The sequence below is a fragment of the Mycobacterium sp. E3339 genome, from assembly GCF_001666915.1.
Classification (GTDB): domain Bacteria; phylum Actinomycetota; class Actinomycetes; order Mycobacteriales; family Mycobacteriaceae; genus Mycobacterium.
Genome location: NZ_LZIZ01000060.1, coordinates 81,596 through 106,214 on the forward strand (window position 1 = coordinate 81,596; position 24,619 = coordinate 106,214).

General features: G+C 68.4%; 21 protein-coding genes. 16 read left to right on the top strand and 5 right to left on the bottom strand.

Annotated features, from left to right (window positions below; translation table 11 throughout):
* The first annotated feature begins 22 nt into the window (after positions 1-22).
* From A5702_RS26635 to A5702_RS05505, 5 genes are all read left to right on the top strand, one after another.
* Complete coding sequence (locus A5702_RS26635) at positions 23-529, top strand: hypothetical protein (protein WP_055404227.1); 507 nt, start codon at positions 23-25, stop codon at positions 527-529.
* Positions 523-1,140 carry an RES family NAD+ phosphorylase gene (locus tag A5702_RS05490; protein WP_068218858.1) on the top strand — a complete coding sequence of 206 codons (618 nt, stop codon included), beginning with the start codon at positions 523-525 and terminating at the stop codon, positions 1,138-1,140. The genes A5702_RS26635 and A5702_RS05490 overlap by 7 nt, the downstream gene beginning before the upstream one ends.
* A gap of 70 nt (positions 1,141-1,210) precedes the next feature.
* Positions 1,211-2,692, top strand: coding sequence for an NAD(P)/FAD-dependent oxidoreductase (locus A5702_RS05495; RefSeq protein ID WP_055404222.1), 1,482 nt, complete (start codon positions 1,211-1,213; stop codon positions 2,690-2,692).
* A 72-nt stretch (positions 2,693-2,764) separates the two neighbouring features.
* Entirely contained in the window at positions 2,765-3,790 is a 1,026-nt protein-coding gene (locus A5702_RS05500) for an NAD(P)H-dependent glycerol-3-phosphate dehydrogenase (RefSeq protein ID WP_156349632.1), read from the top strand.
* A gap of 246 nt (positions 3,791-4,036) precedes the next feature.
* Positions 4,037-5,590 (top strand): SulP family inorganic anion transporter, encoded by a 1,554-nt coding sequence (locus tag A5702_RS05505; RefSeq protein ID WP_068218861.1) that lies wholly within the window; start codon positions 4,037-4,039, stop codon positions 5,588-5,590.
* A gap of 22 nt (positions 5,591-5,612) precedes the next feature.
* Here the strand turns inward: A5702_RS05505 and htpX are convergent, their stop codons facing one another.
* Complete coding sequence (gene htpX, locus A5702_RS05510) at positions 5,613-6,467, bottom strand: zinc metalloprotease HtpX (RefSeq protein ID WP_055403117.1); 855 nt, start codon at positions 6,465-6,467, stop codon at positions 5,613-5,615.
* 72 nt (positions 6,468-6,539) lie between these two features.
* Positions 6,540-7,556 (bottom strand): nonaprenyl/(2E,6E)-farnesyl/geranylgeranyl diphosphat synthase, encoded by a 1,017-nt coding sequence (gene grcC1 / locus A5702_RS05515; protein WP_055403118.1) that lies wholly within the window; start codon positions 7,554-7,556, stop codon positions 6,540-6,542.
* Positions 7,557-7,571: 15 nt separating this feature from the next.
* Here grcC1 and menJ point away from each other — a divergent pair, with 15 nt between their 5' ends.
* Entirely contained in the window at positions 7,572-8,798 is a 1,227-nt protein-coding gene (gene menJ, locus A5702_RS05520; RefSeq protein WP_068218863.1) for a menaquinone reductase, read from the top strand.
* Between the two features lie 64 nt (positions 8,799-8,862).
* Positions 8,863-9,216: a DUF732 domain-containing protein gene (locus tag A5702_RS05525; protein ID WP_067821729.1), complete on the top strand. Its 354-nt coding sequence runs from the start codon at positions 8,863-8,865 to the stop codon at positions 9,214-9,216.
* Positions 9,217-9,223: 7 nt separating this feature from the next.
* Here the strand turns inward: A5702_RS05525 and A5702_RS05530 are convergent, their stop codons facing one another.
* On the bottom strand, positions 9,224-9,916 hold the full coding sequence (locus A5702_RS05530) for a demethylmenaquinone methyltransferase (RefSeq protein ID WP_067821726.1): 693 nt from the start codon (positions 9,914-9,916) through the stop codon (positions 9,224-9,226).
* A 55-nt stretch (positions 9,917-9,971) separates the two neighbouring features.
* Between A5702_RS05530 and A5702_RS05535 the strand changes: the two genes are divergently transcribed.
* From A5702_RS05535 to A5702_RS05545, 3 genes are all read left to right on the top strand, one after another.
* Positions 9,972-10,796 (top strand): SDR family oxidoreductase, encoded by an 825-nt coding sequence (locus tag A5702_RS05535; RefSeq protein ID WP_068218866.1) that lies wholly within the window; start codon positions 9,972-9,974, stop codon positions 10,794-10,796.
* A gap of 93 nt (positions 10,797-10,889) precedes the next feature.
* Entirely contained in the window at positions 10,890-12,356 is a 1,467-nt protein-coding gene (locus A5702_RS05540) for a carotenoid oxygenase family protein (protein WP_068218869.1), read from the top strand.
* A 117-nt stretch (positions 12,357-12,473) separates the two neighbouring features.
* Positions 12,474-13,712, top strand: coding sequence for a cytochrome P450 (locus tag A5702_RS05545; RefSeq protein ID WP_068218873.1), 1,239 nt, complete (start codon positions 12,474-12,476; stop codon positions 13,710-13,712).
* A 15-nt stretch (positions 13,713-13,727) separates the two neighbouring features.
* Here A5702_RS05545 and A5702_RS05550 read toward each other — a convergent pair whose 3' ends face one another.
* Positions 13,728-16,334, bottom strand: coding sequence for an FAD-dependent oxidoreductase (locus A5702_RS05550; protein ID WP_068218876.1), 2,607 nt, complete (start codon positions 16,332-16,334; stop codon positions 13,728-13,730).
* Between the two features lie 169 nt (positions 16,335-16,503).
* Between A5702_RS05550 and A5702_RS05555 the strand changes: the two genes are divergently transcribed.
* The 6 genes from A5702_RS05555 (at position 16,504) to A5702_RS05580 (ending at position 23,842) form a co-directional block, all read left to right on the top strand.
* Positions 16,504-16,956, top strand: coding sequence for a hypothetical protein (locus A5702_RS05555; RefSeq protein WP_055403125.1), 453 nt, complete (start codon positions 16,504-16,506; stop codon positions 16,954-16,956).
* Positions 16,953-19,109 (top strand): peptidase domain-containing ABC transporter, encoded by a 2,157-nt coding sequence (locus A5702_RS05560; RefSeq protein ID WP_068218881.1) that lies wholly within the window; start codon positions 16,953-16,955, stop codon positions 19,107-19,109. The genes A5702_RS05555 and A5702_RS05560 overlap by 4 nt, the downstream gene beginning before the upstream one ends.
* Before the next feature lie 9 nt (positions 19,110-19,118).
* Positions 19,119-22,193, top strand: coding sequence for a lantibiotic dehydratase (locus A5702_RS05565; RefSeq protein ID WP_067821710.1), 3,075 nt, complete (start codon positions 19,119-19,121; stop codon positions 22,191-22,193).
* 89 nt (positions 22,194-22,282) lie between these two features.
* Positions 22,283-22,519 carry a hypothetical protein gene (locus A5702_RS05570; RefSeq protein ID WP_055403128.1) on the top strand — a complete coding sequence of 79 codons (237 nt, stop codon included), beginning with the start codon at positions 22,283-22,285 and terminating at the stop codon, positions 22,517-22,519.
* Positions 22,520-22,694: 175 nt separating this feature from the next.
* Positions 22,695-22,880, top strand: a complete 186-nt coding sequence (locus A5702_RS05575) for a hypothetical protein (protein WP_055403129.1) — start codon at positions 22,695-22,697, stop codon at positions 22,878-22,880.
* A 200-nt stretch (positions 22,881-23,080) separates the two neighbouring features.
* Positions 23,081-23,842, top strand: coding sequence for an RNA polymerase sigma factor (locus A5702_RS05580; protein WP_068218885.1), 762 nt, complete (start codon positions 23,081-23,083; stop codon positions 23,840-23,842).
* A gap of 42 nt (positions 23,843-23,884) precedes the next feature.
* Here the strand turns inward: A5702_RS05580 and A5702_RS05585 are convergent, their stop codons facing one another.
* On the bottom strand, positions 23,885-24,511 hold the full coding sequence (locus tag A5702_RS05585) for an FHA domain-containing protein (RefSeq protein ID WP_055403130.1): 627 nt from the start codon (positions 24,509-24,511) through the stop codon (positions 23,885-23,887).
* Positions 24,512-24,619 lie beyond the last annotated feature (108 nt).

Genomic DNA, 24,619 nt, shown 5'->3' on the forward strand with positions numbered 1-24,619 from the left:
ACCGAACTTTGGAGCGAATCCCATGACCACCGTCGCCGAGCTGGCCACCGCGCACGAGCGCCTGCGCGAAAGCGCCCGCGCCGTGGGCGACGCGTTGTCGTCGGTCGCGGTCTACACCGAGCCCGCCGTGGCGCGCGCGGTGCAGGCCGAGCAGAATTTGTACGCCCGCATCGAGGACGAGTTCGGGATGCTGAGCAGCACCGACGCCGGCAAGCGGATGGGGTCGCGGTCCAGCGCGCCGCGCAACCTGGCCACCACCGCGCACCGCAACGGGGCGTTGGTCGCGGTGCGGCGCGGCACCTACCTGGCCTACCCCGGGTTCCAGTTCGGCCCGGACGGCAAGCCGTTGCCGGTCATCGCCCGGCTGCGCGAGGTCGCCGAGGACAACGGCTGGTCGGAGGCCGGCCTGGTGCAGTGGCTGTGCTCCCCCACCACCTATCTGGACTCCGAGCGTCCCGTCGACCGCCTCGGCACCGATCCGGACCGCGTCGTCGCGGTCGCCGCGGAGGCCATGGCCGTTTCGTGGTGAAACGACCACCCGACCCGTTCGACCCGGCCACCGCCACCCTGCCGGCGGGCCACCTGCTCTACCGCGTGCTCTCGGCGACGCGCACCGCCACCGACTTCAATCCCGGGATCGGCGCGCGCACCCGCTTCGGCTTCTTCGGCGACCCCGTGGTGCCGATCATGTACGCCGCCGACACTGAGGACGCGGCCATCGCCGAGACGCTGCTGCACGACATCCCGGCCGAGGGCGGGCTGCTGCCCTACGACCAATACGCCGACAAGGTGCTGGTCCGCCTCAAGGTCACCCGATCCGTGCGCCTGGGGGTGCTGCACGGCACCGGGCTCCGGCGCCTGAAGGTGACCGCCGCCGAGCTCACGGCGAGCCCGGCCTCCAGCTACGCCACCACCGTGCGCTGGGCCGAAGCGGCGCACGGCGCCGGGCTGGACGGGCTGGTGTGGATGTCGCGGCAGTGCAACGACGCCAAGGCCTACGTCTTCTTCGGCGACAGGTGCGCTGCGGCCTTCGATCAGGATCCGACGCACGCGCGGATCTTCGCCAGCCCCGCCGACCAGCTCTGGCTGATCGACCGGTGCGCGCCGCTGCACGTCGACGTGCTGATGGAGCCGGCATAGGGATTCCTGGCCCGGCCAACCGGTGGGTGCCTAATCTGGTGACCAGTCCACGATGTGAGCGAGGTTCACGATGACCCCTAGCGAAGCCGACTACTCCGACGTCATCATCGTCGGCGCCGGCATCTCCGGCATCGACGCGGCCTATCGGATCGGCGAGCGCAACCCGCAGCTGAGCTACACGATCCTGGAGCGGCGAGCGCGGATCGGCGGTACGTGGGACCTGTTCCGCTACCCCGGGGTTCGCTCGGACAGCAGCATCTTCACCCTGTCCTTCCCGTTCGAGCCGTGGACCCGCAAGGAGGGGGTGGCCGACGGCGTCCACATCCGCGAGTACCTGGCCGCCACGGCGCGCAAGTACGGCATCGATCGCCACATTCGGTTCGACAGCTACGTCCGTTCGGCCGACTGGGATTCGTCCACCGACACCTGGACGGTGACCGTCGAGCAGGACGGCGCGCGGAAGCTCTACCGCGGCCGGTTCCTGTTCTTCGGCAGCGGCTACTACAACTACGACGAGGGCTACACCCCCGACTTCCCCGGCATCGAGGCGTTCGGCGGCACCGTGGTGCATCCGCAGCACTGGCCCGAGGACCTGGACTACACGGGCAAGCAGGTCGTGGTGATCGGCAGCGGGGCCACCGCGGTCACGCTGCTGCCGTCGCTGTCGGACCGGGCCGCCAAAGTGACCATGCTGCAACGCTCGCCGACATACCTCATCTCGGCGTCCAAGTACGGCAAGGTCGCGGCCGTCGCCCGTAAGGTGTTGCCGCGCAAGCCGGCTCACCTGGTGGTGCGGATGTACAGCGCGCTGACCGAAGCGGTGTTCTTCGCCCTGTCCCGCAAGGCGCCGGGCCTGGTGCGCTGGCTACTGCGGCGCAAGGCGATCAGCAGCCTGCCCGACGGCTACGACGTCGACACCCACTTCAAGCCGCGCTACAACCCGTGGGACCAGCGGATGTGCCTGATCCCGGACGCCGACCTGTACAACGCCATCGCCGCCGGCCGAGCCGAGGTGGTCACCGACCACATCGACCACTTCGACGCCACCGGCATCGCGCTCAAGTCCGGCGGACACCTCGACGCCGACATCATCGTCACCGCCACCGGGCTGCAGCTGCAGGCGCTGGGCGGGACGGCAATCAGCCTGGACGGCAACGAGATCAAGACCAACGACCGCTTCGTCTACAAGGCACACATGCTCGAGGACGTGCCCAACCTGTTCTGGTGTGTCGGCTACACGAACGCATCGTGGACCCTGCGCGCCGACATCACCGCCCGGGCCACGGCAAAGCTGCTGGCGCACATGGCCGCTCACGGCTACACGCACGCCTACCCGCATCGCGGCAACGAGCCGATGGCCGAGAAGCCGTCCTGGGACATCAACGCCGGCTACGTGTTGCGGTCGGTGCATGCGCTGCCGAAATCGGGAACCAAGCGGCCGTGGAACGTGCGGCAGAACTACCTCGCCGACGCCATCGACTACCGCTTCGACCGCATCGAGGAGGCCATGGTGTTCGGCCGGGTCGCCGAGCGCGCACCCCTGGCGGGCTGAGCGCCACGCGGCTGCCGGCGGAACTTCGTGAACTCCTACTAAATGTCCGGTGACGGCAATACGCTGATCGCCATGGCAGCACAGATGCGCGAACCCAAGGTCGTTGTCCTCGGTGGCGGTTCCTGGGGGACCACGGTGGCCTCCATCTGCGCGCGACGAGGGCCGACGCTGCAATGGGTGCGCTCGGAGGAGACCGCCAAGGACATCAACGAGAATCACCGCAACAGCCGCTATCTCGGCGACGAGGCGGTGCTGAGCGACACCCTGCGCGCCACCACCGACTTCGCCGAGGCGGCGAGCTGCGCCGACGTCGTGGTCATGGGCGTGCCCTCACACGGGTTCCGGGGGGTGCTGACCGAGCTGGCCAAGGAACTGCGGCCCTGGGTGCCGGTGGTGTCGCTGGTCAAGGGGCTCGAGCAGGGCACCAACATGCGGATGTCGCAGATCATCGAGGAGGTCTTGCCGGGTCATCCGGCGGGCATCCTGGCGGGACCGAACATCGCCCGCGAGGTCGGCGAGGGCTACGCCGCCGCGGCGGTGCTGGCCATGCCCGACCAGCATCTGGCGACCCGGCTGTCCGGGCTGTTTCGCACCCGGCGCTTCCGGGTGTACACCACCGACGACGTCATCGGGGTGGAGATGGCCGGGGCGCTGAAGAACGTCTATGCCATCTCGGTGGGAATGGGCTACTCGCTGGGGATCGGGGAGAACACCCGCGCGCTGGTGATCGCCCGCGCGCTGCGCGAGATGACGAAGCTGGGTGTGGCCGTGGGCGGCAATCCCGATACCTTCCCCGGCCTGGCCGGCCTGGGCGACCTCATCGTGACGTGCACCAGCCAGCGCAGCCGCAACCGCCACGTGGGCGAGCAACTGGGCGCCGGCAAGCCGATCGACGAGATCATCGCCTCGATGAACCAGGTCGCCGAGGGCGTCAAAGCCGCCAGCGTGATCATGGAGTTCGCCAACGAGTTCGGCCTGAACATGCCGATCGCCCGCGAAGTCGACGCGGTGATCAACCACGGTTCGACGGTCGAGGACGCCTACCGCGGCCTGATGGTCGAGATGCCCGGACACGAGGTGCACGGCTCGGGATTCTGACGTGGCCATCCGGCGCCGGCCATATTCAAATCTTTGCATTCTCTATGGGCCCGGCCCGTCCGCTTGACCCTCGGTTTGCCAGCAAAATACCGTCAATCAGGCAGCCAGGGGTTCCCGGCCATGTTCCTGTGGGTCCGGCCGGGTCGTAACCTACTGTGCGCCAAGGTGTTACGCCGACGTAATACAACGCAATACGGGGCGGATCTCGGAACATCCCCCGCTAACTCCTAACGAGGGACGAGACCGATGCGAAACATCGAAAAGCTCGGCAATAAACCTCAGGATCAGGGCACCAACTCGCGAAAAGATCGAGTGCGATCGATCATCCGGCACGACCTGCCCTCGTCGCTCGTCGTCTTCCTGGTCGCGCTCCCGCTGTCGCTGGGGATCGCGATCGCTTCCAACGCACCGGTGCTCGCCGGCCTGATCGCCGCGATCGTCGGGGGGATCGTGGTCGGCGCGATCGGCGGGTCGCCGCTGCAGGTCAGTGGGCCGGCGGCCGGGCTGACGGTGATCGTCGCCGACCTGGTGTCCGACTTCGGTTGGGGCGTAACCTGTTTGATCACCGTGGCCGCCGGCGTCCTGCAGGTGCTGCTGGGCCTCAGCCGCGTCGCGCGGGCGGCCCTGGCGATCTCGCCGGTGGTGGTGCACGCGATGCTGGCCGGCATCGGCATCACGATCGCGCTGCAGCAAGCGCACGTGCTGCTGGGCGGGAAATCCAAGAGCACGGCCTGGCACAACCTGATCGGGCTGCCGGGACAGATCATCGACTCGCACCGGCCCGGGGTCATCCTCGGCGTGCTGGTGATCGCCATCCTGGTCGCCTGGCGCTGGGTTCCGGCCAAGGTGCGCCGGGTCCCGGGCCCCCTGGTCGCCATCGTCGTCGTGACGCTCGTGTCCGTCGTCTTCCCGTTCCACGTGCGACGGATCGATCTCGACGGCTCGCCGCTGGATGCGCTGCAGCTGCCCGACATTCCGCACGACAACTGGGGCGCGGTGGCCATCGGGGTGATCACCGTCGCGCTGATCGCCAGCGTCGAGAGCCTGCTGTCGGCGGTGTCGGTCGACCGGATGCACAACGGGCCGCGCACCGACTTCAACCGCGAGCTGGTGGGCCAGGGCGCGGCCAACATCGTGTCGGGCACCATCGGCGGGCTGCCGGTCACCGGCGTAATCGTCCGCAGCTCGACCAATGTCAACGCGGGCGCCAAATCGCGCGCCTCGGCATTCATGCACGGCGTGTGGATCCTGCTGTTCACCGTCCCGTTCGCGGAGCTGGTCGAGGAGATCCCGACGGCGGCGCTGGCCGGGCTGCTCATCGTCATCGGCGTCCAGCTGCTCAAGCCCGCCCACATCGAAACCGCCTCGAAGCACGGCGATCTCGCCGTGTACGTCGTCACCGCCGTCAGCGTCGTCTTCCTCAACCTGCTGCACGGGGTGCTGATCGGGCTCGCGCTGGCCATCGCGCTGACCGGGTGGCGGGTGATCCGGGCCAAGGTCGAGGCCAAGCCGGTCGACGACGAGTGGGAGGTGACCATCGAGGGCGCCGCGTGCACGTTCCTGGCGCTCCCGCGCCTGACGCGGGTGCTGGCGTCCATCCCGGCCGGAACCGTTGTCACCGTGCATGTTTCGGTGCACTACCTGGATCACGCGGCACATCAGACGATCAGCGACTGGCAACGCCAGCACGAGGCCAACGGCGGCACGGTCCGCATCCAGGGCGCGCTCGAGACGGGTCACTCGCCGCGCAAGGCCGAGGGTGAGCTGGTGGAAACCGAAAGGCCCGAGGCGGCTGCGTGATTGGGGGTGAGCGCGGGCAATATCAACCCCGCGCCATCGCCTCCAGCCGGCGGATGCGGTCCTCGATCGGCGGGTGCGTCGAGAACAGCGAGCCGATTCGCTCACCCGCACGGAACGGGTTGGCGATCATCAGGTGCGCCTGGCTGGCCAGCTGCGGCTCCGGGGGCAGCGGGGCGGCCTGCACACCGCCGGAGATCTTGCGCAGGGCCGACGCCAGGGCCAGCGGATCGCCGGTCAACGCCGCGCCCGACTCGTCCGCCTGATACTCCCGGGACCGGGACACCGCCAGCCGCACCACGGTCGCCGCGATCGGACCGAGCAGCGAAACAAACAGCAGCGCAAAGGGATTGCCTTCGTCGTCGCGGTCACCGCCGAGGAACATCGCCATGTAGGACAGGGCGGTGATGATCGACGCCATCGCGCCGGCGATGCACGAAATGAGGATGTCGCGGTTGTAAACGTGCGACAGCTCGTGTCCCAGCACCGCGCGCAGCTCGCGCTCGTTGAGGATCCCCAAAATGCCGGTGGTGCAACACACCGCGGCGTTGCGTGGGTTGCGCCCGGTCGCGAAGGCGTTGGGCGCGTTGGTGTCGCTGATGTAGAGCCGCGGCATCGGCTGGTGCGCGGCGGTGGCGAGCTCGCGCACGATCCGGTACATCACCGGCGCCTGCAGCTCCGACACCGGTTGCGCGTGCATCGCCCGCAGCGCAAGCTTGTCGCTGTTGTAGTACGTGTAGATGTTCATCCCGACGGCGAACAGCACCGCCAGGAACATCGCCGTCCTGCCGAACAGCGAGCCCACAAACACGATCAACGCGGACATACCGACCAACAAGGCGAAGGTCTTCAGCCAGTTGGCATGGGGATGCCAGGTCATCGGTGTCCTCCTTGGAGCATCAACTATCGCTCATTGAACGCCTGAAACGGCGGCCAAGGTTCCCCCGACGCGCTAGCCGTGCCGGCTGATGGTGTAGTCGACCAGCGTCTGCAGCGCCCGCCGACCGGGCAGGTCGGGCAAAAGGGCCAGCTCGTCGCGGGCCTGCGCGGCGTACCCGGCCAACGTTTCCTTGGCCTTCGCCATCCCCGGGGAGGCCCGCAACAGCGCGAGCGCCTCGGCCACCGCGTCGTCGTCCTCGATGGGCCCGGCCAGCAGCTCGCGCAGCCGCGCCGCGTCGGGCCCGGTTTCGCGCAGGGCGTAGAGCATCGGCAGGGTGTGCACGCCTTCGCGCACGTCGGTGCCGGGCAGCTTGCCCGACTCGTGCGAGTCGCTGTCGATGTCGATGATGTCGTCGGAGATCTGGAAGGCGGTGCCGACGATGCCGCCGAGGCGGCTGAGCCGCTCGACCTGCTCGCCGTCGGCGCCCGAGAACATGGCCCCGAACCGACCCGCCGCGGCGATCAGGCAGGCGGTTTTCTCGTACACCACCTTCAGGTAGTGCTCGATCGGGTCCGCCCCCTCGGCGGCTCCCGTCAGGCCGCGGGTCTCCCGCATCTGCCCGGTCACCAGTTGGGCGAAGGTCTCGGCGATCAGCCGCACCGCCTCCGGGCCCAGCCGCGAGACCAGGCGCGACGCGGTGGCAAACAGGTAGTCGCCGGCCAGGATCGCGACGTTGTTGCCCCAGCGGACGTTCGCGGTGGGCGCGCCCCGGCGCACCTCGGCCTCGTCCATCACGTCGTCGTGGTAGAGCGTGGCCAGGTGCACCAGCTCGATGACCGCGCCCGCGATGGTCACCTCGTGGGCGTCGGGGTTCGGCCCCAGCTGCGCGGACAGCACGGTGAACAGCGGGCGGAATCGCTTGCCCCCGGCCTTGAACAGGTGCGTCAGCGAGTCGATCATCACGTCGTCGGCGCCGCGCAGCTCGGTGTCCATGAGCTGCTCGACCCGCCCGACGCCGTCGCGCACGGTCGCCGCGAATGCGGCGTCGCCGAAGTCAACGCCCGCCACCACCGTCGCCGGAGTCCTCACGCGACCAACATACTGGTGGATGTGTTGACCGGAGCCGACGTGGTGGTTGTGGGTGCCGGACCCGCGGGTTCGGCGGCCGCGGCGGGGGCCGCGCGGGCGGGCACCGACGTGCTGGTCGTCGATTCAGCCAGCTTCCCCCGCGACAAGGCGTGCGGGGACGGGTTGACCCCGCGCGCGGTCGCCGAGTGCGAGCGCCTCGGCCTGGGCGACTGGCTGGACACCCGAATCCGGCACCGGGGCCTGCGGATGAGCGGGTTCGGCGGCGAGGTGGAGGTCGGCTGGCCGGGCCCGTCGTTTCCCTCGACAGGCAGCGCGGTGGCCCGACTCGAGCTGGACGACCGAATCCGCAAGGTGGCAGAGGAGTCCGGCGCGCGGATGATGCTCGGCACGAAAGCGGTTGCGGTTCATCATGATTCGTCCCGGCGAGTGGTGTCGCTGACGCTGGCCGACGGCACCGAGGTGGGTTGCCGGCAGTTGATCGTGGCCGACGGGGCCCGGTCCTCGCTGGGCCGCAAGCTGGGCCGGCGGTGGCATCAGGAGACGGTGTACGGGGTCGCCGCCCGCGGGTACCTGACCACCCCGCGCGCCGACGACCCGTGGCTCACGTCGCACCTGGAGCTGCGCTCCCCGGACGGTGCGGTGCTGCCCGGCTACGGCTGGATCTTCCCGCTCGGCAACGGGCAGGTGAACATCGGCGTCGGGGCGTTGTCGACGTCCAAACGGCCGGCCGACCTGGCGTTGCGACCGCTGATCAACTACTACACCGACCTGCACCGGGGCGAGTGGGGCTTTACCGGGGCGCCGCGGGCCGTGTCGTCGGCGCTGCTGCCGATGGGCGGCGCGGTGTCCGGGGTGGCCGGGCCCAACTGGATGCTGATCGGCGACGCGGCGGCCTGCGTCAACCCGCTGAACGGCGAGGGCATCGACTACGGGATGGAGACGGGCCGGCTGGCCGCCGAGCTGCTGGACTGTCGCGACCTGTCGCACGTGTGGCCGTCGCTGCTGCAACAGCATTACGGCCGGGGGTTCTCGGTCGCGCGCCGGCTGGCCCTGCTGCTGACCTTTCAGCGGTTCCTACCCGCGACCGGTCCCGTCGCGATGCGCTCCCCCAGGCTGATGACGATCGCCGTGCGGGTGATGGCCAACCTGGTGACCGACGAGGACGCGGACTGGGTGGCACGGGCCTGGCGGGGCGGCGGGCGGCTGTCCCGGCTGCTCGATCGCCGGGTCCCGTTCAGCTGAGCCCTACCCCGTCCGGCCTGCTGTTTTTCCCCGCGCCCCAGATGAGAGGTGTATAGTCCGGCTAATGAAGGGAACGAAGCTGGCTACTATTGGCGGCCTGGCCGCCGCCGCCATTGCGCTGGCCGCGCCGGCGCTGGCCTCGCCGCCGCCGTCCAACGACTACGACGCGCCGTTCAAGAACACCGTCAACGGGTTCGGCATCTACCAGCCGCAGGATCAGCTCGCGTGGCTGGGCAAGATCACCTGCGACCGCATCGGCCGCGGCGTGGACGGTGACCCGTACAAGTCGGCGAACTTCATTCAGCACAACCTGCCGCGCGGCACCACCCAGGGCCAGGCGTTCCAGTTCCTCGGCGCCGCTGTCGACCACTACTGCCCGGACCAGATCGGGTTCGTGCAGCGCGCCGGCACTCACTAAGCAGTTCTCAACGCAGCGGCTTGTAGGCCGCGTGCAAGGCCACGATGCCGCCGGTCAGGTTGCGCCATCGCACCGCGGCCCAGCCGGCCCGTGAAATGTCGTGCGCCAATCTCGTCTGGTCGGGCCACGCCCTGATCGACTCCGCGAGGTAGACGTAGGCGTCGGGGTTGCTGGACACCGCGCGCGCCACCCGGGGCAGCGCCCGCATCAAGTACTCCTTGTAGGCGGTGGCGAACAGCGCGTTGGTGGGCGTGGAGAATTCGCACACCACCAACCGGCCCCCCGGCCGGGTGACGCGCGCCATCTCGCGCAGCGCCGCCTGCGGGTCGACGACGTTGCGCAGCCCGAAACTGATTGTGACAGCGTCGAATACACCGTCGCCGAACGGCAGCCGGGTGGCGTCGGCGGCCACCTTCGGCACCCTGCGGGCGGCGCCCGCCGCGAGCATGCCGACCGAGAAATCGGCCGCCACGCACCACGCCCCCGACTTCTCCAGTTCGACGGTGGACACCGCGGTTCCCGCGGCCAGGTCCAACACCTTCTGGCCCGGTCCGATCGACAGCGCCGACCGGGTGGCCTGCCGCCAGTAGCGGTCCTGGCCCAGCGACAGCACGGTGTTGGTCACGTCATACCGGCGGGCGACGCCGTCGAACATCGACGCGACGTCCCGGGGGTCCTTGTCCAACGCCGCGCGACTCACGATGCAAACGCTACCTGCCGGGAATGAGAAGGCCACATCGGCGTTGTAGCAGTGCGTGACTGAAAAAGTTTGGTTTATCACCGGTACATCGCGGGGTTTCGGACGGGCGTGGGCAATAGCGGCGCTGGAGCGCGGCGACAAGGTGGCCGCGACGGCGCGCAACACGGCATCGCTGGACGACTTGGTCGAACAATATGGCGAGAGGCTGTTGCCGATCCGGTTGGACGTCACCGATAGGGACGCCGACTTCGCCGCGGTCAAGCGGGCGCACGACCACTTCGCACGCCTGGACATCGTGGTGAACAACGCCGGCTACGGCCAGTTCGGGTTCGTCGAGGAGCTCTCCGAGAGCGACGCGCGCGATCAGATCGAGACGAACGTCTTTGGGGCGCTGTGGATCACCCAGGCCGCGCTGCCATACCTGCGCGATCAGGGCAGCGGCCACATCATCCAGGTGTCCTCGATCGGTGGCATCACGGCGTTCCCGTTGGTCGGCATCTACCACGCGTCGAAGTGGGCGCTGGAGGGCTTTTCGCAGGCGCTGGCGCAAGAGGTCGCCCCGTTCGGCGTGCACGTCACGCTGATCGAGCCGGGCGGCTTCGACACCGACTGGGCCGGCGATTCGGCCAAGCACGCCGACCCGCTGCCGGCGTACGACGAGGTTCGCGCCGCCGTGCAGGCCGAGCGCAGCAAGCGCTGGGCCAGCCCGGGCAATCCGGAGGCATCGGCCGCGGCGCTGTTGAAGGTGGTCGACGCCGAAAAGCCGCCGCTGCGAGTGTTTTTCGGCGCGTCGCCGCTGGAGACGGCCAAGGCGGACTACGAGAGCCGGCTGCGCACCTGGGAGGAATGGCAGCCCGTCGCCGAGCTGGCGCAGGGGTAGCCACCTAAACTTGACACCTGTCAAGTTTAGGTGGCATGATCATCGGCCATCCGGCGCAACCAACACAGGGTGCGTTCATGTAGGAGGTCTGGGATGACCAACCGCTACCTGCAGGGCCCATTTGCCCCGATACACGAGGAATACACGCTGACAGGGCTGGAGGTCGTCGGGACCATCCCGGATTACTTGGATGGGCGATATCTGCGAAACGGTTCGAACCCGATCAGTGAGCTCGATCCGGGGCTGTATCACTGGTTTCTCGGAGACGGCATGGTGCACGGCATCCGCATCCGTGACGGTCAGGCGGAGTGGTACCGCAACCGTTGGGTGCGCAGCCCAAGCACCTCGAAGGCTCTTGGCGAGTCCGCACCCCCCGGTCACTTCGGCTTTTTCCCAATTGGTGCGAATACCAACGTGATCGGACACGCCGGCAAGACAGTCGCGCTGATCGAGGGCGGCATCGCCAATTACGAACTCACCGAAGAGTTGGAGACGGTCGGCGTGTGCGATTTTGCCGGGACGCTCACCGGCGGGTACACGGCGCACCCCCATCGGGACCCGGAAACGGGTGAACTGCACGCGGTTTCATACAATCTTTATCGCGCCAACAAGGTGCAGTATTCGGTGATCGACGTTGAGGGTCGAGCTCGGCGTACCGTCGATATCACGGTCAGCGGCAGCCCGATGATGCACGACTTCTCCCTGACAGAGCGCTACGTCGTGTTCTACGACCTGCCGGTGACCTTCGACGCCGCGGTCGGCGCGGCCATCACGATGCCGCGTGGGCTGCGGCCGGTTGCGCAGCTGATTCTGTCGGCGCTGATAGGCCGGGTCGCCATTCCGGATCCCATCGTCGCGCGACTGCCAACGGCGACCATAGACCGGCGGATGCCCTACTCGTGGAATCCGAATTACCCTGCCCGCGTGGGAGTGATGCCCCGAGAGGGCGGCGACGCGGATGTGCGTTGGTTCGACGTCGAACCGTGCTACGTGTTTCATCCGATGAACGCCTACGAAGAAGGCGACACGATCGTGCTCGACGTGGTACGGAACGAGAAGATGTTCGACCGCGACCGGACCGGTCCCAACGAAGGGCCGCCCACCCTGGACCGCTGGATCATCGATCTGGCCGACGGAAAGTTGCGTGAAGCTCGCTTCGACGATCGTGGCCAGGAGTTTCCCCGCATAGACGAGCGCCTCGTTGGAAAGCGACATCGATACGGCTATACACCGACGGTGCTGGAGGGGATCGAAGGTGGCGATTCCCTGCTCAAGCATGATTTTGTTCGCGGCAACACTCAGTCGCGTTGCCTCGGGTCGCAAAAAGCGTTGGGTGAATTCGTGTTTCACCCGTCGTCGCCCGATGCCGCCGAAGACGACGGCGTGCTGATGGGCTATGTCTATGACCGATCCACGAATCGCAGCGAGTTGACGATTCTCGACGCGCAAACCCTTGAGGACGTTGCCAGCATCAAGCTGCCGCATCGAGTACCGGCGGGATTCCACGGCAACTGGGTCCCGGAGCACAACTACCGAATGAGCGACGCTCCACACCGGTAGTTGTCAACTCAACGGTGCCGTACGCAAAGACAGGTAGTCGGCTACGCATGTGGTGGGCTCTCGTGCCCCTGAGACTCGGTGGTGGAAGCACACCACCGACGACTCACGGGGACCACCATGACCATCACGGTTGACGCGCCGACCTGCCCGAGTGTGTTTGATGCCGGCCTTCCCACGATCGACTACGAGCATTGCCGCGACATCGAGGAGGCCCACGCGATCATCCGCGGCGCGCGCCAGCAGGCGTCGATCGCCATCGGCCCGCACGGCCCGGAATTGCTGACCTACGAACTGGTTCGAACCATCTTGCGCGACCCGCGATTCCGCGTGCCCCAGGGCATGTTCCTTGCCTCGCAGGGCATCACCTCCGGCCCGCTGTGGGAGCGCGTCGCGACCAACCTGATCAGCCTCGACGGGGCCGAGCACCACCGGCTGCGCCGGCTGGTGTCCAAAGCCTTCACCCCACGAGCCACCGCGCGGCTGCGTACGACGATCACCGACGTGATCAACGAACTGATCGACCACCACATCGCAGCCGGGCGCTGCGAGGTGGTCGTCGACATCGCCCGCCAGTACCCCATCCCGATCATCTGCGCGTTGTTGGGCGCCCCGGCCGGGGACTGGAAGCTGTTCTCGGAGTGGACCGACGACATCTTCAAGGTCTTCAGCTGGGACGTCGCCGCCCACCAGCGCAGCATCTTGGCCGCGTGGGACGAGCTCGACGCCTACATCGACGGCATGGTCGCGCAGCGCCGCCACAACCTGACCGACGACCTGATCTCCGACCTGATCCGCGCCGAGGATGACGGCGACCACCTCACCGCCGATGAGCTGCGGATGCTGGTGGCGGGCCTGCTGATGGCCGGCACCGACACCACCCGCAACCAGCTGGCCGCCTCGGTGCACGCGCTGTGCGACCGCCCCGACCAGTGGACGTTGCTCGCCGAGCATCCCGACCTCGCGAACGGCGCGGTCGAAGAGACCATGCGGCATTCACCGGTCGTTGCCGCCACCTTGCGCATCGCGCTCGAGGACGTCGAAATCGCCGGGGTCGCAATCCCCGCCGGCACCCTGGTCATCGCGAACACCGCCGCCGCCAACCGCGATCCCGCCGTCTACGACGAACCCGACCGCCTCGACATCACCCGGGCGGGGGCCCCGCCGATGCAGACGTTCGGCGCCGGCATGCACTACTGCCTGGGCGCCAACCTCGCGCGGCTCGAGCTCGCCGAGGCCCTGGCGGTCATCACACGGCGCATGCCCAATGCCCACCGCACCGGACCCGCCCCGTGGAAGCCCCTCACCGGGCTCAGCGGACCGGCAACGTTGACGATCAAATTCAGCCAGTACAGCTGACCGTCGCTTCGGCAATCAGGCCATTGAGTGCGAAATCGGTGCTGCCGCAAAGAATTCGCGCAGCGAATCGGCCATCCGCGCTCGCACCGGTGCACCCGAGATGACCACGTCGACCATGGCCAGCGACAGGTGGGTGTGGCCCCGAGCGCGCACATGCTCGGTCGGTACGCCCGCCGCTTCGAGCGCGGCCACGTAGGCCTCGCCGACGTCGCGCAGGGGATCGAACTCGGCGGTCACCACGATCGCCGGCGGCAACCCGGACAGGTCGACGGCAGTCAAGGGGGCGAATCGCGGATCGTCGCGATCCGCCGCGTCGATGTAATGGTCGTAGAACCAGCGAAGTAGCGGCGTCGTGAGGCCGTAGCCGTCCGCATTCTCGATGAAGGATGCGCGCGTCATGTCGCCGGATGTCACGGGCGTCAACAACACCTGGCCCGCGATCGTCGGGCCGTTCATGTCCCGCGCCAGCCGGCACACCACGGCCGCGAGGCCTCCGCCCGCGCTCCAGCCGCACACCGCCAACCGTCCCGGGATGCCGCCGAGCGCCCCGGCGTTGTCGGCGACCCACCGCACCGCGGCCATCGCGTCGTCCACGGCCGCAGGGAAGCGGTGCTCGGGCGCATGACGGTAGTCCACCGAGACCACCATGGCGCCGCTTCGCGCGCACAGGTCGCGGCACAGTGGATCATCCGAGGCGGCGTCACCGAGAACGTAGCCCCCGCCATGGAAATACACGACCACCGGGTGCGGGCCCGCGGTAGCGGGCCGGTAGAGCCGGTACGCCAAATCGCCGGCGGCGCCGGACAACACACCGTCGACGATCTCGCCGACATCGGGTCCCGGCGGCCGAACCATCGACATCTGCGCGTACAACGCGCGGGCATCATCCACGGCCATCGATTCCATCGGCGGCAGGTTCATCTCCGCCGCGGCGTTGAGGACCATCTCCACGTCCGGCTGCAACCGGCGCACCACCCCGTCGTTGCACCGAGAGCCGGCGGGACCGGACAGGCGGAAACCCAGATAGTCCCGGGCGACAACCTCATCACAGCCGGCGCGGTAGAAGTCCAGGCCCGCGCAATAGGCCAGGAAAACCCGCGGCTTTCCGGGCACATTGGCGCCCATGTACCACGAGTTCGCCGACGGGTAGAGCGTGATGTCGGCGCAGTCGTTGACGTGTTGCGTCCACCCGGCTTCGGCCGTTTCGGTGGGCTCGATGACCTCGAAACCTTCCGCGCCCAGGTAACCGAGGCAGTCGAGCACCCAGTCCGCGTGCTGTTCGATCGACACGACCATATTCGTCAGCACCGAGGGGCTGCCGGGGCCGGTGATGAAAAACAGGTTGGGAAAGCCGGCCGTGCTCAGCCCGAGGTACGTCTGCGGGCCGTGCGCCCATTTGTCCTTGAGCGCCACGTCGTTTCGGCCCCGGAAGTCGACGGCGGTCAGCGCGCCGGTGACGGCGTCGAAACCGGTGGCGAAGACGATCGCGTCCAGGGCGAACGACTGGTCGACGGTGTCGATGCCCGTATCCGTGACTTGCCGGATGGGGTGCTTGCGGACGTTGACCAGGCGCACGTGCGGCAGGTTGTAGGTGGCGTAGTAGTTCGTGTCCAGGCAGGGCCGTTTCCCCGCGACGGGGTGATCGGTGGGGCATAGATCGGCCGCCGTCTGCGGATCGTCGACGATGGCGCGGATCTTGTTGCGGAAGAACTCTGCGAAGTCGGCGTTGGCCGCGGCGTTGCTCATCACATCGGAGAATGCGTTCACCGATTCGAACAGCAGGCCGCCGGTCCAGACTTGCTCGTAACGTCGTTGCCGTTCGGCCTCCGACACGCTGAAGGTCGGGGTGATGCTTCGCTCCATCGGAATGCCGGCCGGTGAAATCCTTGCCGCCGCACGGTATTCCGCCTCATTCGCCGTTTGCGCGAGCTTCTCGGCCGACAACGGGCCGTTGCGCGCCGGGATCGAAAAATTCGGGGTCCGCTGAAAGACCACCAGTTCTCGCGCTTGCTGGGCGATGATCGGAATCGATTGAACGCCAGAGGATCCCGTGCCGATCACCGCCACCCGCTTGCCGCGGAAATCCACCGGCTCGTGCGGCCAGTTGCTGGTGAAGTACACGTCGCCGGCGAAGCGCTCGAGTCCGTCGACCTCGGGCGGCTTCGGCGCGGAAAGGCAGCCCGTGGCCATCACGACGAAACGACAGGTGAGCTGATCCCCCGCGCCGGTGGCGATCCGCCACAACGAGGCATCGTCGTCCCAGCTCGCCCGCTGCACCCGCGTCGAGAAGGTGATGTGGCGGCGCAGGTCGTGCTTGTCGGCGACGTGATTGAGATAGCGCAGGATCTCCGGCTGGGTGGCGTACTTCTCCGACCACTGCCAGTCGCGGCGCCAGTCGGGATCGAAGCTGTACATGTAGTCGACGCTGGGCACGTCGACCCGGGCGCCCGGGTAGCGGTTCCAGTACCAGGTGCCGCCGAGGTCGTCGCCCGCCTCGAAGACGCGGAATCGGTAACCGGACCGACTTAGCCGGTAGGCAAGGTACAGGCCCGCGATGCCCGCGCCCACCACGACGACGTCGCTGTCCGGCCGCAGCCGGTCTGTGCTGGCTTTATCGGTCATCGTCCGATGATCCCGCCACACCCGGCGGCTGTCTTGAGTACGGCAATACTCGCTTTGCTGCCGACCGGGGCCGACGAGCACCGGCAAAATGCGTCACCGTCTCGCGCCGCTCAAGCTCCTACCCGTCAACGAGGCCCAATTGGGGCCGACCGCCACCGAGGAGCGACGGATGGAAACCGACCGAAACAGCGATGACCGCCCGGGCCGCCATGAGCCGGTGTTTCGTGAGCGGTGGCGCGACCGCCAGTCCGCTGCGAGCCGCCCCGGCGAACTCATCAAGCAGCAGGGGTGGGTGAACCCGGGCCTTGTCGCACTCACCGTGCTGTTGGCAGCGGGCGCGGTGTACGCCGGTACCGTCAGCGTCGCGCAGACCGAGGCGCTACCAGCCGTCGCTCAAGGTGTCTGGGTCACGGCGAGCCGTGAGGGGGTGACACCGCCCCCACCGGGTGCGCCCGTCCAGTTCCGGGACCCCTCCGGCACGACGCAGGGCGTCGTCGTCGATGTGACCGCGACCGAGGTGAAGGCCGAATTGGCCCGTCCCGTTTCGGCACCGGCCGGTGAGCTTGTTGTCCCACAGGGACGGCGGCGGCTGATCGGCGTGCTGATGCCGAGGCTGCGGTGAAGGGACGGACGCGGGCGATCCCGTACATCGCGCAGGCCGAGATGGCCGACTGCGGTGCCGCCGCGCTGGCCATGGCGCTCGGCTATCACGGGCGCCACGTTTCGCTCACCGAGATGCACGAAGCCACCGGGACCGGGCGCGACGGCGTGGACGCGTTGCGGCTAGCCGAGGCCGCGTCGGCGTACGGCTTGCGCGCCCGAGGGGTCGCCACCGAGCTCGACGACCTTCGGGACCTGCCGCGGGGCACCATATTACATTGGGGTGCAGCACATTTCGTTGTTCTCGACTCGACGTCACAGCGCGGCGTGACCATTGTCGATCCGGCCGCCGGGCGCTACCGGCTCAGCTGGGGCACCGTCAACGACCTCTACAGCGGCGTCGCGGTCATGCTGGAGCCCGGCGACAGTTTCGCGGCCGGTGGCCGGAAGGCCCCGGGGGCGTTGCATCACGCCCGGCGCCTGCTGGCCCGGTCGAGCGGAATCGCCCGCGTGCTGGTCACCTCGGTGGTGGTGCGGGTGATGGCGCTGGCGGTGCCGGCGCTGACCGGCGTGATCGTCGATCGGGTGGTGCCCAATGACGACGGGCGCTTGCTGAAGGTGCTGGCCGCCGTGATGGCCGCGCTGATCGGCTATTCGGTGCTCGCGACGTATCTGCGCGCCCAGCTGCTGTTACGGCTGCGCAGCCGTCTGGACGTCGACATGACGCTCGACTTCCTCGAGCACCTGGTGGACCTGCCGTACGCCTTCTTCATGAAGCGCTCCTCGGGGGACCTGATGATGCGATTGCGCAGCAACGCCACCGTTCGCGAGATCCTCACCACGGGCACCATCTCCGCGCTACTCGACGGCACGCTGGCCACCCTCTACCTGGTCGTCATATTCGTCCTGTCGCCGGCCCTGGGCGTCCTCGTCTGCGGGCTGGGTGCTGCCCAAGTCGCCGTGCTGTTCGCGGCGCGCCGCCGCAACCAGCACCTGATGGGCGAGGCGCTGGCCACCGAGGCCCGCTCGCAGTCCTATGCCTACGAAATGTTTTCGGCCGTCGAGACGCTCAAGGCCGCCGGCGCGGAGCGTCGCGCCGTTTCTCACTGGACCAACCTGTTCGTCGCCGAAATGAACGTCTCGCTGCGCCGAGGGCGACTGGAGGCCCTCGTGTCGACCGCGATCCACGGCCTGGCGCTGTTGTCCCCCATCGCGGTGCTGCTGGTTGGCGCCGCCCTGACTTCCGGCGGGCAGCTGTCGCTGGGCACCATGCTCGCCCTGGCCGCGCTGGCAACGGGATTCCTTGAGCCACTGGGCATTCTGGTCGCCACCGCGTTGCAGGTGCAGCTGCTCGGCAGCTATCTGGCCCGCCTCGACGACGTGTTCAACACCCCCACCGAAACCGCCGGTCGCGAGCTGCGGCATGCGCCGGAGCTCACCGGGTCGGTACGCGCCGAACGACTCACCTTCCGCTACGACCCCCACGGCCCACCGGTCGTCAACGACGCCAGCCTCGAGGTGCGCCCCGGACAGGTCCTGGCCATCGTCGGGCGTTCCGGCTCAGGCAAATCCACGCTCGGCCGGCTGCTCTTGGGTCTCTACGCCCCCTCGGAGGGCCGCGTCCTGCTCGACGGCATGGACCTTGCCGCCCTGCACCCGCGCAGCGTGCGCTCCCAAATTGGCGTGGTGACCCAAGACCCCTATATCTTCGGGCTGCCGATTCGCGACAACCTGGTGCTGGGCAACCCCGGCCTGCCGCTGGAACGGCTCGAGTCAGCCGCGGAGCTGGCCGGCATCGCCGACGATATCCGCGCGATGCCAATGGGATTCGATACCCCGCTCGTCGACGCGGGCGCATCGCTCTCGGGTGGTCAACGCCAACGGCTTGCCCTGGCGCGCGCGCTCGCTCCCCGGCCGCGGATCTTGTTGCTCGACGAGGCGACGAGCAGCCTCGACACCGTCACCGAGGCCAGGGTCCACGCCAACATCGCCCGACTCGGCTGCACCGTCATCGTGATCGCGCACCGACTGGCCACCGTGATCGACGCCGACCAGATCGTGGTGATGGACAAGGGCCGGGTGGTCGAGGCCGGGTCTCACCTCGACCTGATGGCCGCTGGTGGTCATTACGCACAACTCGTAGCCGGACAACTCGTCGGCGAGACGACCCATTAGGAGCTGGAAATGAACGAATCGACATCCGCACTGAATCCGAGTGGCTTCTTCGTGATGCGGGCGCCGTTGCTCCCACTGGAGGAATTGGACCGCCTGCGCGCCGACTCCACCTACTGGCGCAGCCTGGTCGCGCGGCCGGAGATTCGGGAGGCGCTGCACCTCGCCTCGCCGGGGTTGACGCGCCGCTTGGTGGCGGGCGATCCGGACGCCCGAGTGATCGCCTCTGTGACCGCTTACCTGGCCCGCATGTGCACCCGCGCAACACCATTCGGGCTCTTCGCCGGCTGCTCGCTGGGGAAGGTGAGTCCGGAACCGGGAGCTACCGCGCTGGTGGTCGACGGTCCGGAGGGGGTGAGCCGGCACAGCCGACCCGACACGGAGGTGCTGGCCGCGCTGGTGGAACGGCTACTGGCCGACCCGGCGACACGGCCGTCGATGAAGGTGGAACCCAACTCCAGCCGCTACCACGCGGCGGGCGCCATGCGGCTCATCGAAAGCCGGCTTCGCGACGGCCGTCGCACGCATCACCTGGTCGTGGTCGAGGACGACGCGCCGTTGCGGTGTGCGCTGGAGGCGGCCGCCGGCGGCCGCGTGGTGGACCGAGTCGTCGAGGCCGTTGCCGAAGGGGTCGGGGTCGAGCGCGACGAGGCCCGCGAATACGTCGACGCCCTGATCGAGGCCAAGGTCCTGACACCGGTGGCCGAGCCCGCGGTGACGGGCGCCGAACCGCTGACGCAGCTGATGTCGTCGCTGAGCGGGCCGGACTTCGCCGCGACGTCGGAGGCGTTGCGGCGCGTATGCGAGGAGCTCGCCGGTCTGGACGCCGCCGGGATCGGCAATCCGCCGGAGGCCTACGAGGCGGTCGCCGCGACGCTGCTCGAGCTGGCCGGTGCGGGAGACGAGGCGCGGCTGGTCCAGGTCGACCTGCACCGGGCGGGCTCGGGTTTGACCCTGGGGTCGGACACCGTGCGGCTGCTGACCGAGGGCGTGCAACTGCTGCATCGGCTGTCCACGGGCGGCGAGGATCCGGCGCTGACCCGCTTCAAGCAGCAGTTCGCGGCGCGTTACGAGGACCGCGAGGTCGCCCTGATGGAGGCGCTCGACGAGGAGATGGGCATCGGGTTCGACGCGTCGACGCACCCGGCGGCCGACGAGTCGCCGCTGCTGGAGGGCATGGACCTGGGTGGCCCGGCGCCGCACTACGCGTTCGCCGCCCGCGACGCGGCATTGCTCGACCTAGTCATGCGCGTTCGCGACAGTGGCGCCGCGAGTCTCGAGCTCGACGCCGCGACAGTCGCTCGACTCGAGTCGTCCTCGCCGTCGCCGGCGCCGTTGCCCGACGGTCTGGCCGTCAATGCCAGCCTGCTCGAGGACGGCGTCGAGATCGACTGTGCCTACGGGCCTTCGGGGGCGCAGCTGCTCGGCCGGTTCTGTCACGGCGATCCCCGCCTGTCCGACGCGGTCCGAAACCATTTGCGTGCCGAGGAGGCGCAGTCGCCCGGGGTGGTGTTCGCCGAAATCATCCATTTGCCGGAAGGCCGGGTGGGCAACGTCTTGGCCCGGCCGGTGCTGCGCGACTACGAACTGGTGCTGTTGGGGCGTTCGGGCTCACCCGCGGACCGTCAGCTCGGCGTCGACGAGCTGACCGTGCGGCTCGAGGGTGACCGCGTCGTCCTCTATAGCCCGCGGCTGGGCGCCGAAGTCAGGCCGCGGCTGACCACCGCGCACAATCCGGCGTGGCGCGGTTTCGGGGTGTACCGGTTTCTCGCCGCGCTGCAAAGCGACGGCGTAACCGGCGGACTCGCGTGGGATTGGGGCGCCCTCTCCGGGGCGCCGACGTTGCCGCGGGTCACCTCCGGGCGCCTGGTGTTGGCGCGGGCCCGCTGGCGGCTGTCGGCGGACGAGATCTCCCTGGTCACCAAACCCGACGCCGTGCCCGGCTGGGCGGCCCTCACCCGCCAGCGGGGGCTACCCGGCCAGCTGCTCATCGCCGACGGTGACAACCGCCTGTACGTCGACACCGCCAGCCCGGTCCTGACCGCCGCGGCCGCGAAGGTGCTCCGCGGGCGGAGTGAGGCGATCGTCGAGGAGGTCCTGCCCACCGGGGTCGCCACCGGGCCGCAGGGCCGGTTCGCCCACGAACTCATCGTGCCGTTCGTCCGCCGCGGCGAGCCGGCACCCGCCCCCAGATCGTGGACCGCGCCCAAGGCGCACCGGACCTTCGCGCCCGGCAGTCAGTGGCTCTACCTCAAGGCGTACGCGGGTACCGCGTCCGCGGATCGCATCCTGACCGACACCGTCGGACCCGTCATCGCGAAGCTGCGCGAAGGCGGCGTAGTCGACCACTGGTTCTTCCTGCGCTATGCCGACCCCGAACATCACCTGCGGCTTCGGTTGCATGGTAACCCCGCGGCACTGCGTGACCACGCCTTACCGGCACTGACCGACGCGCTCGCCCCCCACCTCGCCGACGGCACGGTATGGAAGCTGGCCACCGACACCTACCACCGCGAGATCGAACGGTACGGCGGCGACGCCGGCATCGAACTGGCCGAGCACATCCACGCCGTCGACAGCGAGGCCGTGCTGCAGGTGCTGGACCTGCTTGACCCCTGCGGCGACGAGGCGGCCGACGCCCGCTGGAAGCTGTGCCTGTACGCCACCGACCGCCTCCTGGCCGACGCGGGCCTGGACATCCGGGAGCGCCGCGAGTGGGCCAGGAGCGGGGCTGCCGGCTACCGGCTTGAATACCCCAACGCGGCCAACCTGGACCCCGGGATCGGGCAGCGCTGGCGCCGCGAGCGCGCCGACGTCACAGCGCTGCTCGATGACACCAAGGAGCACCCGTACGAGTCCGCGCGCCAAGCGTTCGGGCGGCGATCCGAGCGGCTGGTGCCGCTGCTTGCGGAGCTGGCGGACCTCTGCGAGTCCGGTGGGCTGACCCAGTCCTATTCGGACCTGCTGCACAGCTTCAGTCACCTGAACGCCGTGCGGCTGCTGCGCTCGGCCGCCCGCACCCACGAACTCATCCTGCTGAGCTTCCTCGATCGCCACTATGCGAGCCAGTTGGCGCGGGCCAAATAGCGTCACGTTTCGCCCGTTTCGTCGCTCCTACCTGTGAGCACGGGCGAAACCCGGTCCGCGCCAACACAAATCACAACAAGGAGAAGACAATGAACACCAACCACGCCAAGCTGGTCCTGCGCCGGCAGAGCATTCGCGCCCTGACGGCCGACGAGCTGCGCATGGCCCACGGCGGCGAGGGCGGCAACGGTACCGGCGGCGGCAACGGCACGGGCAAGACCACCAAGCACACCACGGTGCCCACCACCGGGACCCACACCGGCACCCGCACCAATCCGACGCTGACGGCCACGGATCTACCCCAACAGACGGTCACCGTGGCCTAGCCGCAATGCCCGCCCGAAAGAAACTGCCCCACAAGCGATTCCGTATCGATTGTGGGGCAGTCCTCGTTGTCGTGGCATGCAAAAAGATGTCACCCTTCGACGGCGCCGGCGCTCCTACCTATGAGTGGGCCCGCCCGGGCTCGCCGTCAACGAATCACTAAGAAGGAAAGATCCGATGAGTATCAATCACGACAAGCTCGCGCTGCGCCGCCAGAGCATCCGCACCCTGACCGCCGACGAGCTGCGCTTCGCGCACGGCGGCCGCGGCAACGGCACCGGTACCGGCACCGGAAACGGCACGGGCACCGGCACCGGGAACGGCACCGGCACCCGGACGGCCCACACCAAAACGAAGGCGTGAGCTGCACCAAACACGTCAAAATCGTCGCCGCCGCCCCTAACCGTCACATCGGTTAGGGGCGGTGGTCGTTCGCGTGCTCGGGTACCGGGGCCCGCCCATCGGGCCCTTACCAAATGGGTAGTAAACCCTTCCCGCGCGGGAGCGGAAACTGGCCACCGCGGTGATTACGAACTCATCTACAATCACCGAGCATTTCAGTCATGACTTCCATGACCACACTTCCGAACAGCCGCATCGTCAGCGACGCCGACCTCGCCCGCGCTGCGGCGGCCGGCGACCGCGGGGCCTTGGCCGGGATCTACAACCGGTACGCCGCCCCGCTGCACGCCTACTGCGTGGGCATACTGCGCGATCGCCACGCGGCCTCTGACTGCGTGCAGGAGGTCTTCTGCACCGCGACAACGGAGTTGCCGAAGCTGCGCGACGCGGACAAGCTGAGGCCGTGGCTCTACGCCATCGCCCGTCGCAGCGCGCTGAGAATCGCGGCCGGACGCCGCCGCGAGGCCGCCTACGACGAGCTGCCCGACGATGCGGCAACCGGTCCGGGGCCCTTCACGCTGACGGCGCGCAACGAACTCGCTCAACTGATCGCCCAGGCGGCCCAGGGATTGTCCGAGCGCGACCGCCAGGTGTTGGAGCTTGCCTACCGTCGCGGCCTGGCCGGAACCGAGCTCGCGCAGGCTTTGGGCATGAGCTACGACTCCACCAAAAAGCTCCTGCAACGGCTGCGCGACACCATCGAGCGCTCGCTGGGCGCACTGTTGGTGGCCCGGCGCACCGCCCAAACCGGATGCCCCCAGCTCACCGCAGACCTGGCCGGCTGGGACCAGCAGTTCAACGTCCTGATGCGCAAACGCATTGCGCGCCACATCGATTCATGCCCCGCCTGCGACGAATACCGCCGCAGTGCGCTCAGCGCCGTCGCCCTGCTCGGCGGCGGGGTGCTCGACAAGGTGTCGTGATCGCACACGGCCGCGGTGGCCCCGCCGGAACGTCCCTCCCGGTCACCGTTGCTGCGGACGACGCTCACGCAGCATGGAACGGTTGACGGCCCCGAGCCGGATGGCCGCGTTGGCTAGCCGGACGCGGCGATCTCCCTCGGTGGTGATGCCGAACTTGTCGTACAGGTGTTGCAGATGTTGCTTGACGGCCGCCTCGGTAACGAATAACTCCTGGGCTACCCGACGTACGGATGCGGGCTCGGGAAACGGGTCATCGGAGACGAAGGGACGGCACAAAGCCTTGAGGACCTCGAATTCGCGCGCGGTCATCCGGGGCGGTCGCAAGATCGACTTACCCGTCTCGGTTTCTTGATCACCCGGCGCTTCGTCGGGCCCCCTTGTCATCCAGAAGACCAACCGTGAACTGCCGAGCCGCAATTCGTCTCCGGACCGCAGGATCCGTTCTGCCGCGATCTTTTCCCCGTTGACAAAGGTGCCGTTGCGGCTACCCAGATCCCGCACGGACCAGGCCTGCCCGAAGTTCTCCAAGACCGCGTGCACGCGGGACACAGTCGCGTCGTGTTCGAGCGCCACCGCATTGGTCAAAGACTTGCCGAGCGTCACTCGCTCACCACTGAGTGCCACCAGCTCGCGTCCTGACGGCTTCCAGACCTCCAGATGGGAAGACATACTGACCCCTCCTATCAGGCCAATTCTGACCCCCAACGCAAAGCCTGGTCGAGAACCGTCCGCCAAACGCGTCGCACCAAACTTGGATGTTAGAACGCAATGCGCTGC

Coding starts and splice junctions, on each gene's coding strand:
- A5702_RS05580 (WP_068218885.1), top strand. CDS start 23,081: ATGACTTCCATGACCACACTTCCGAACAGCCGCATCGTCAGCGACGCC.
- htpX (WP_055403117.1), bottom strand. CDS start 6,467: ATGACCTGGCATCCCCATGCCAACTGGCTGAAGACCTTCGCCTTGTTG.
- A5702_RS05505 (WP_068218861.1), top strand. CDS start 4,037: ATGCGAAACATCGAAAAGCTCGGCAATAAACCTCAGGATCAGGGCACC.
- A5702_RS05525 (WP_067821729.1), top strand. CDS start 8,863: ATGAAGGGAACGAAGCTGGCTACTATTGGCGGCCTGGCCGCCGCCGCC.
- A5702_RS05545 (WP_068218873.1), top strand. CDS start 12,474: ATGACCATCACGGTTGACGCGCCGACCTGCCCGAGTGTGTTTGATGCC.
- A5702_RS05555 (WP_055403125.1), top strand. CDS start 16,504: ATGGAAACCGACCGAAACAGCGATGACCGCCCGGGCCGCCATGAGCCG.
- A5702_RS05500 (WP_156349632.1), top strand. CDS start 2,765: ATGGCAGCACAGATGCGCGAACCCAAGGTCGTTGTCCTCGGTGGCGGT.
- A5702_RS05570 (WP_055403128.1), top strand. CDS start 22,283: ATGAACACCAACCACGCCAAGCTGGTCCTGCGCCGGCAGAGCATTCGC.
- A5702_RS05565 (WP_067821710.1), top strand. CDS start 19,119: ATGAACGAATCGACATCCGCACTGAATCCGAGTGGCTTCTTCGTGATG.
- A5702_RS05585 (WP_055403130.1), bottom strand. CDS start 24,511: ATGTCTTCCCATCTGGAGGTCTGGAAGCCGTCAGGACGCGAGCTGGTG.
- A5702_RS05495 (WP_055404222.1), top strand. CDS start 1,211: ATGACCCCTAGCGAAGCCGACTACTCCGACGTCATCATCGTCGGCGCC.
- A5702_RS05575 (WP_055403129.1), top strand. CDS start 22,695: ATGAGTATCAATCACGACAAGCTCGCGCTGCGCCGCCAGAGCATCCGC.
- A5702_RS26635 (WP_055404227.1), top strand. CDS start 23: ATGACCACCGTCGCCGAGCTGGCCACCGCGCACGAGCGCCTGCGCGAA.
- A5702_RS05550 (WP_068218876.1), bottom strand. CDS start 16,334: ATGACCGATAAAGCCAGCACAGACCGGCTGCGGCCGGACAGCGACGTC.
- A5702_RS05540 (WP_068218869.1), top strand. CDS start 10,890: ATGACCAACCGCTACCTGCAGGGCCCATTTGCCCCGATACACGAGGAA.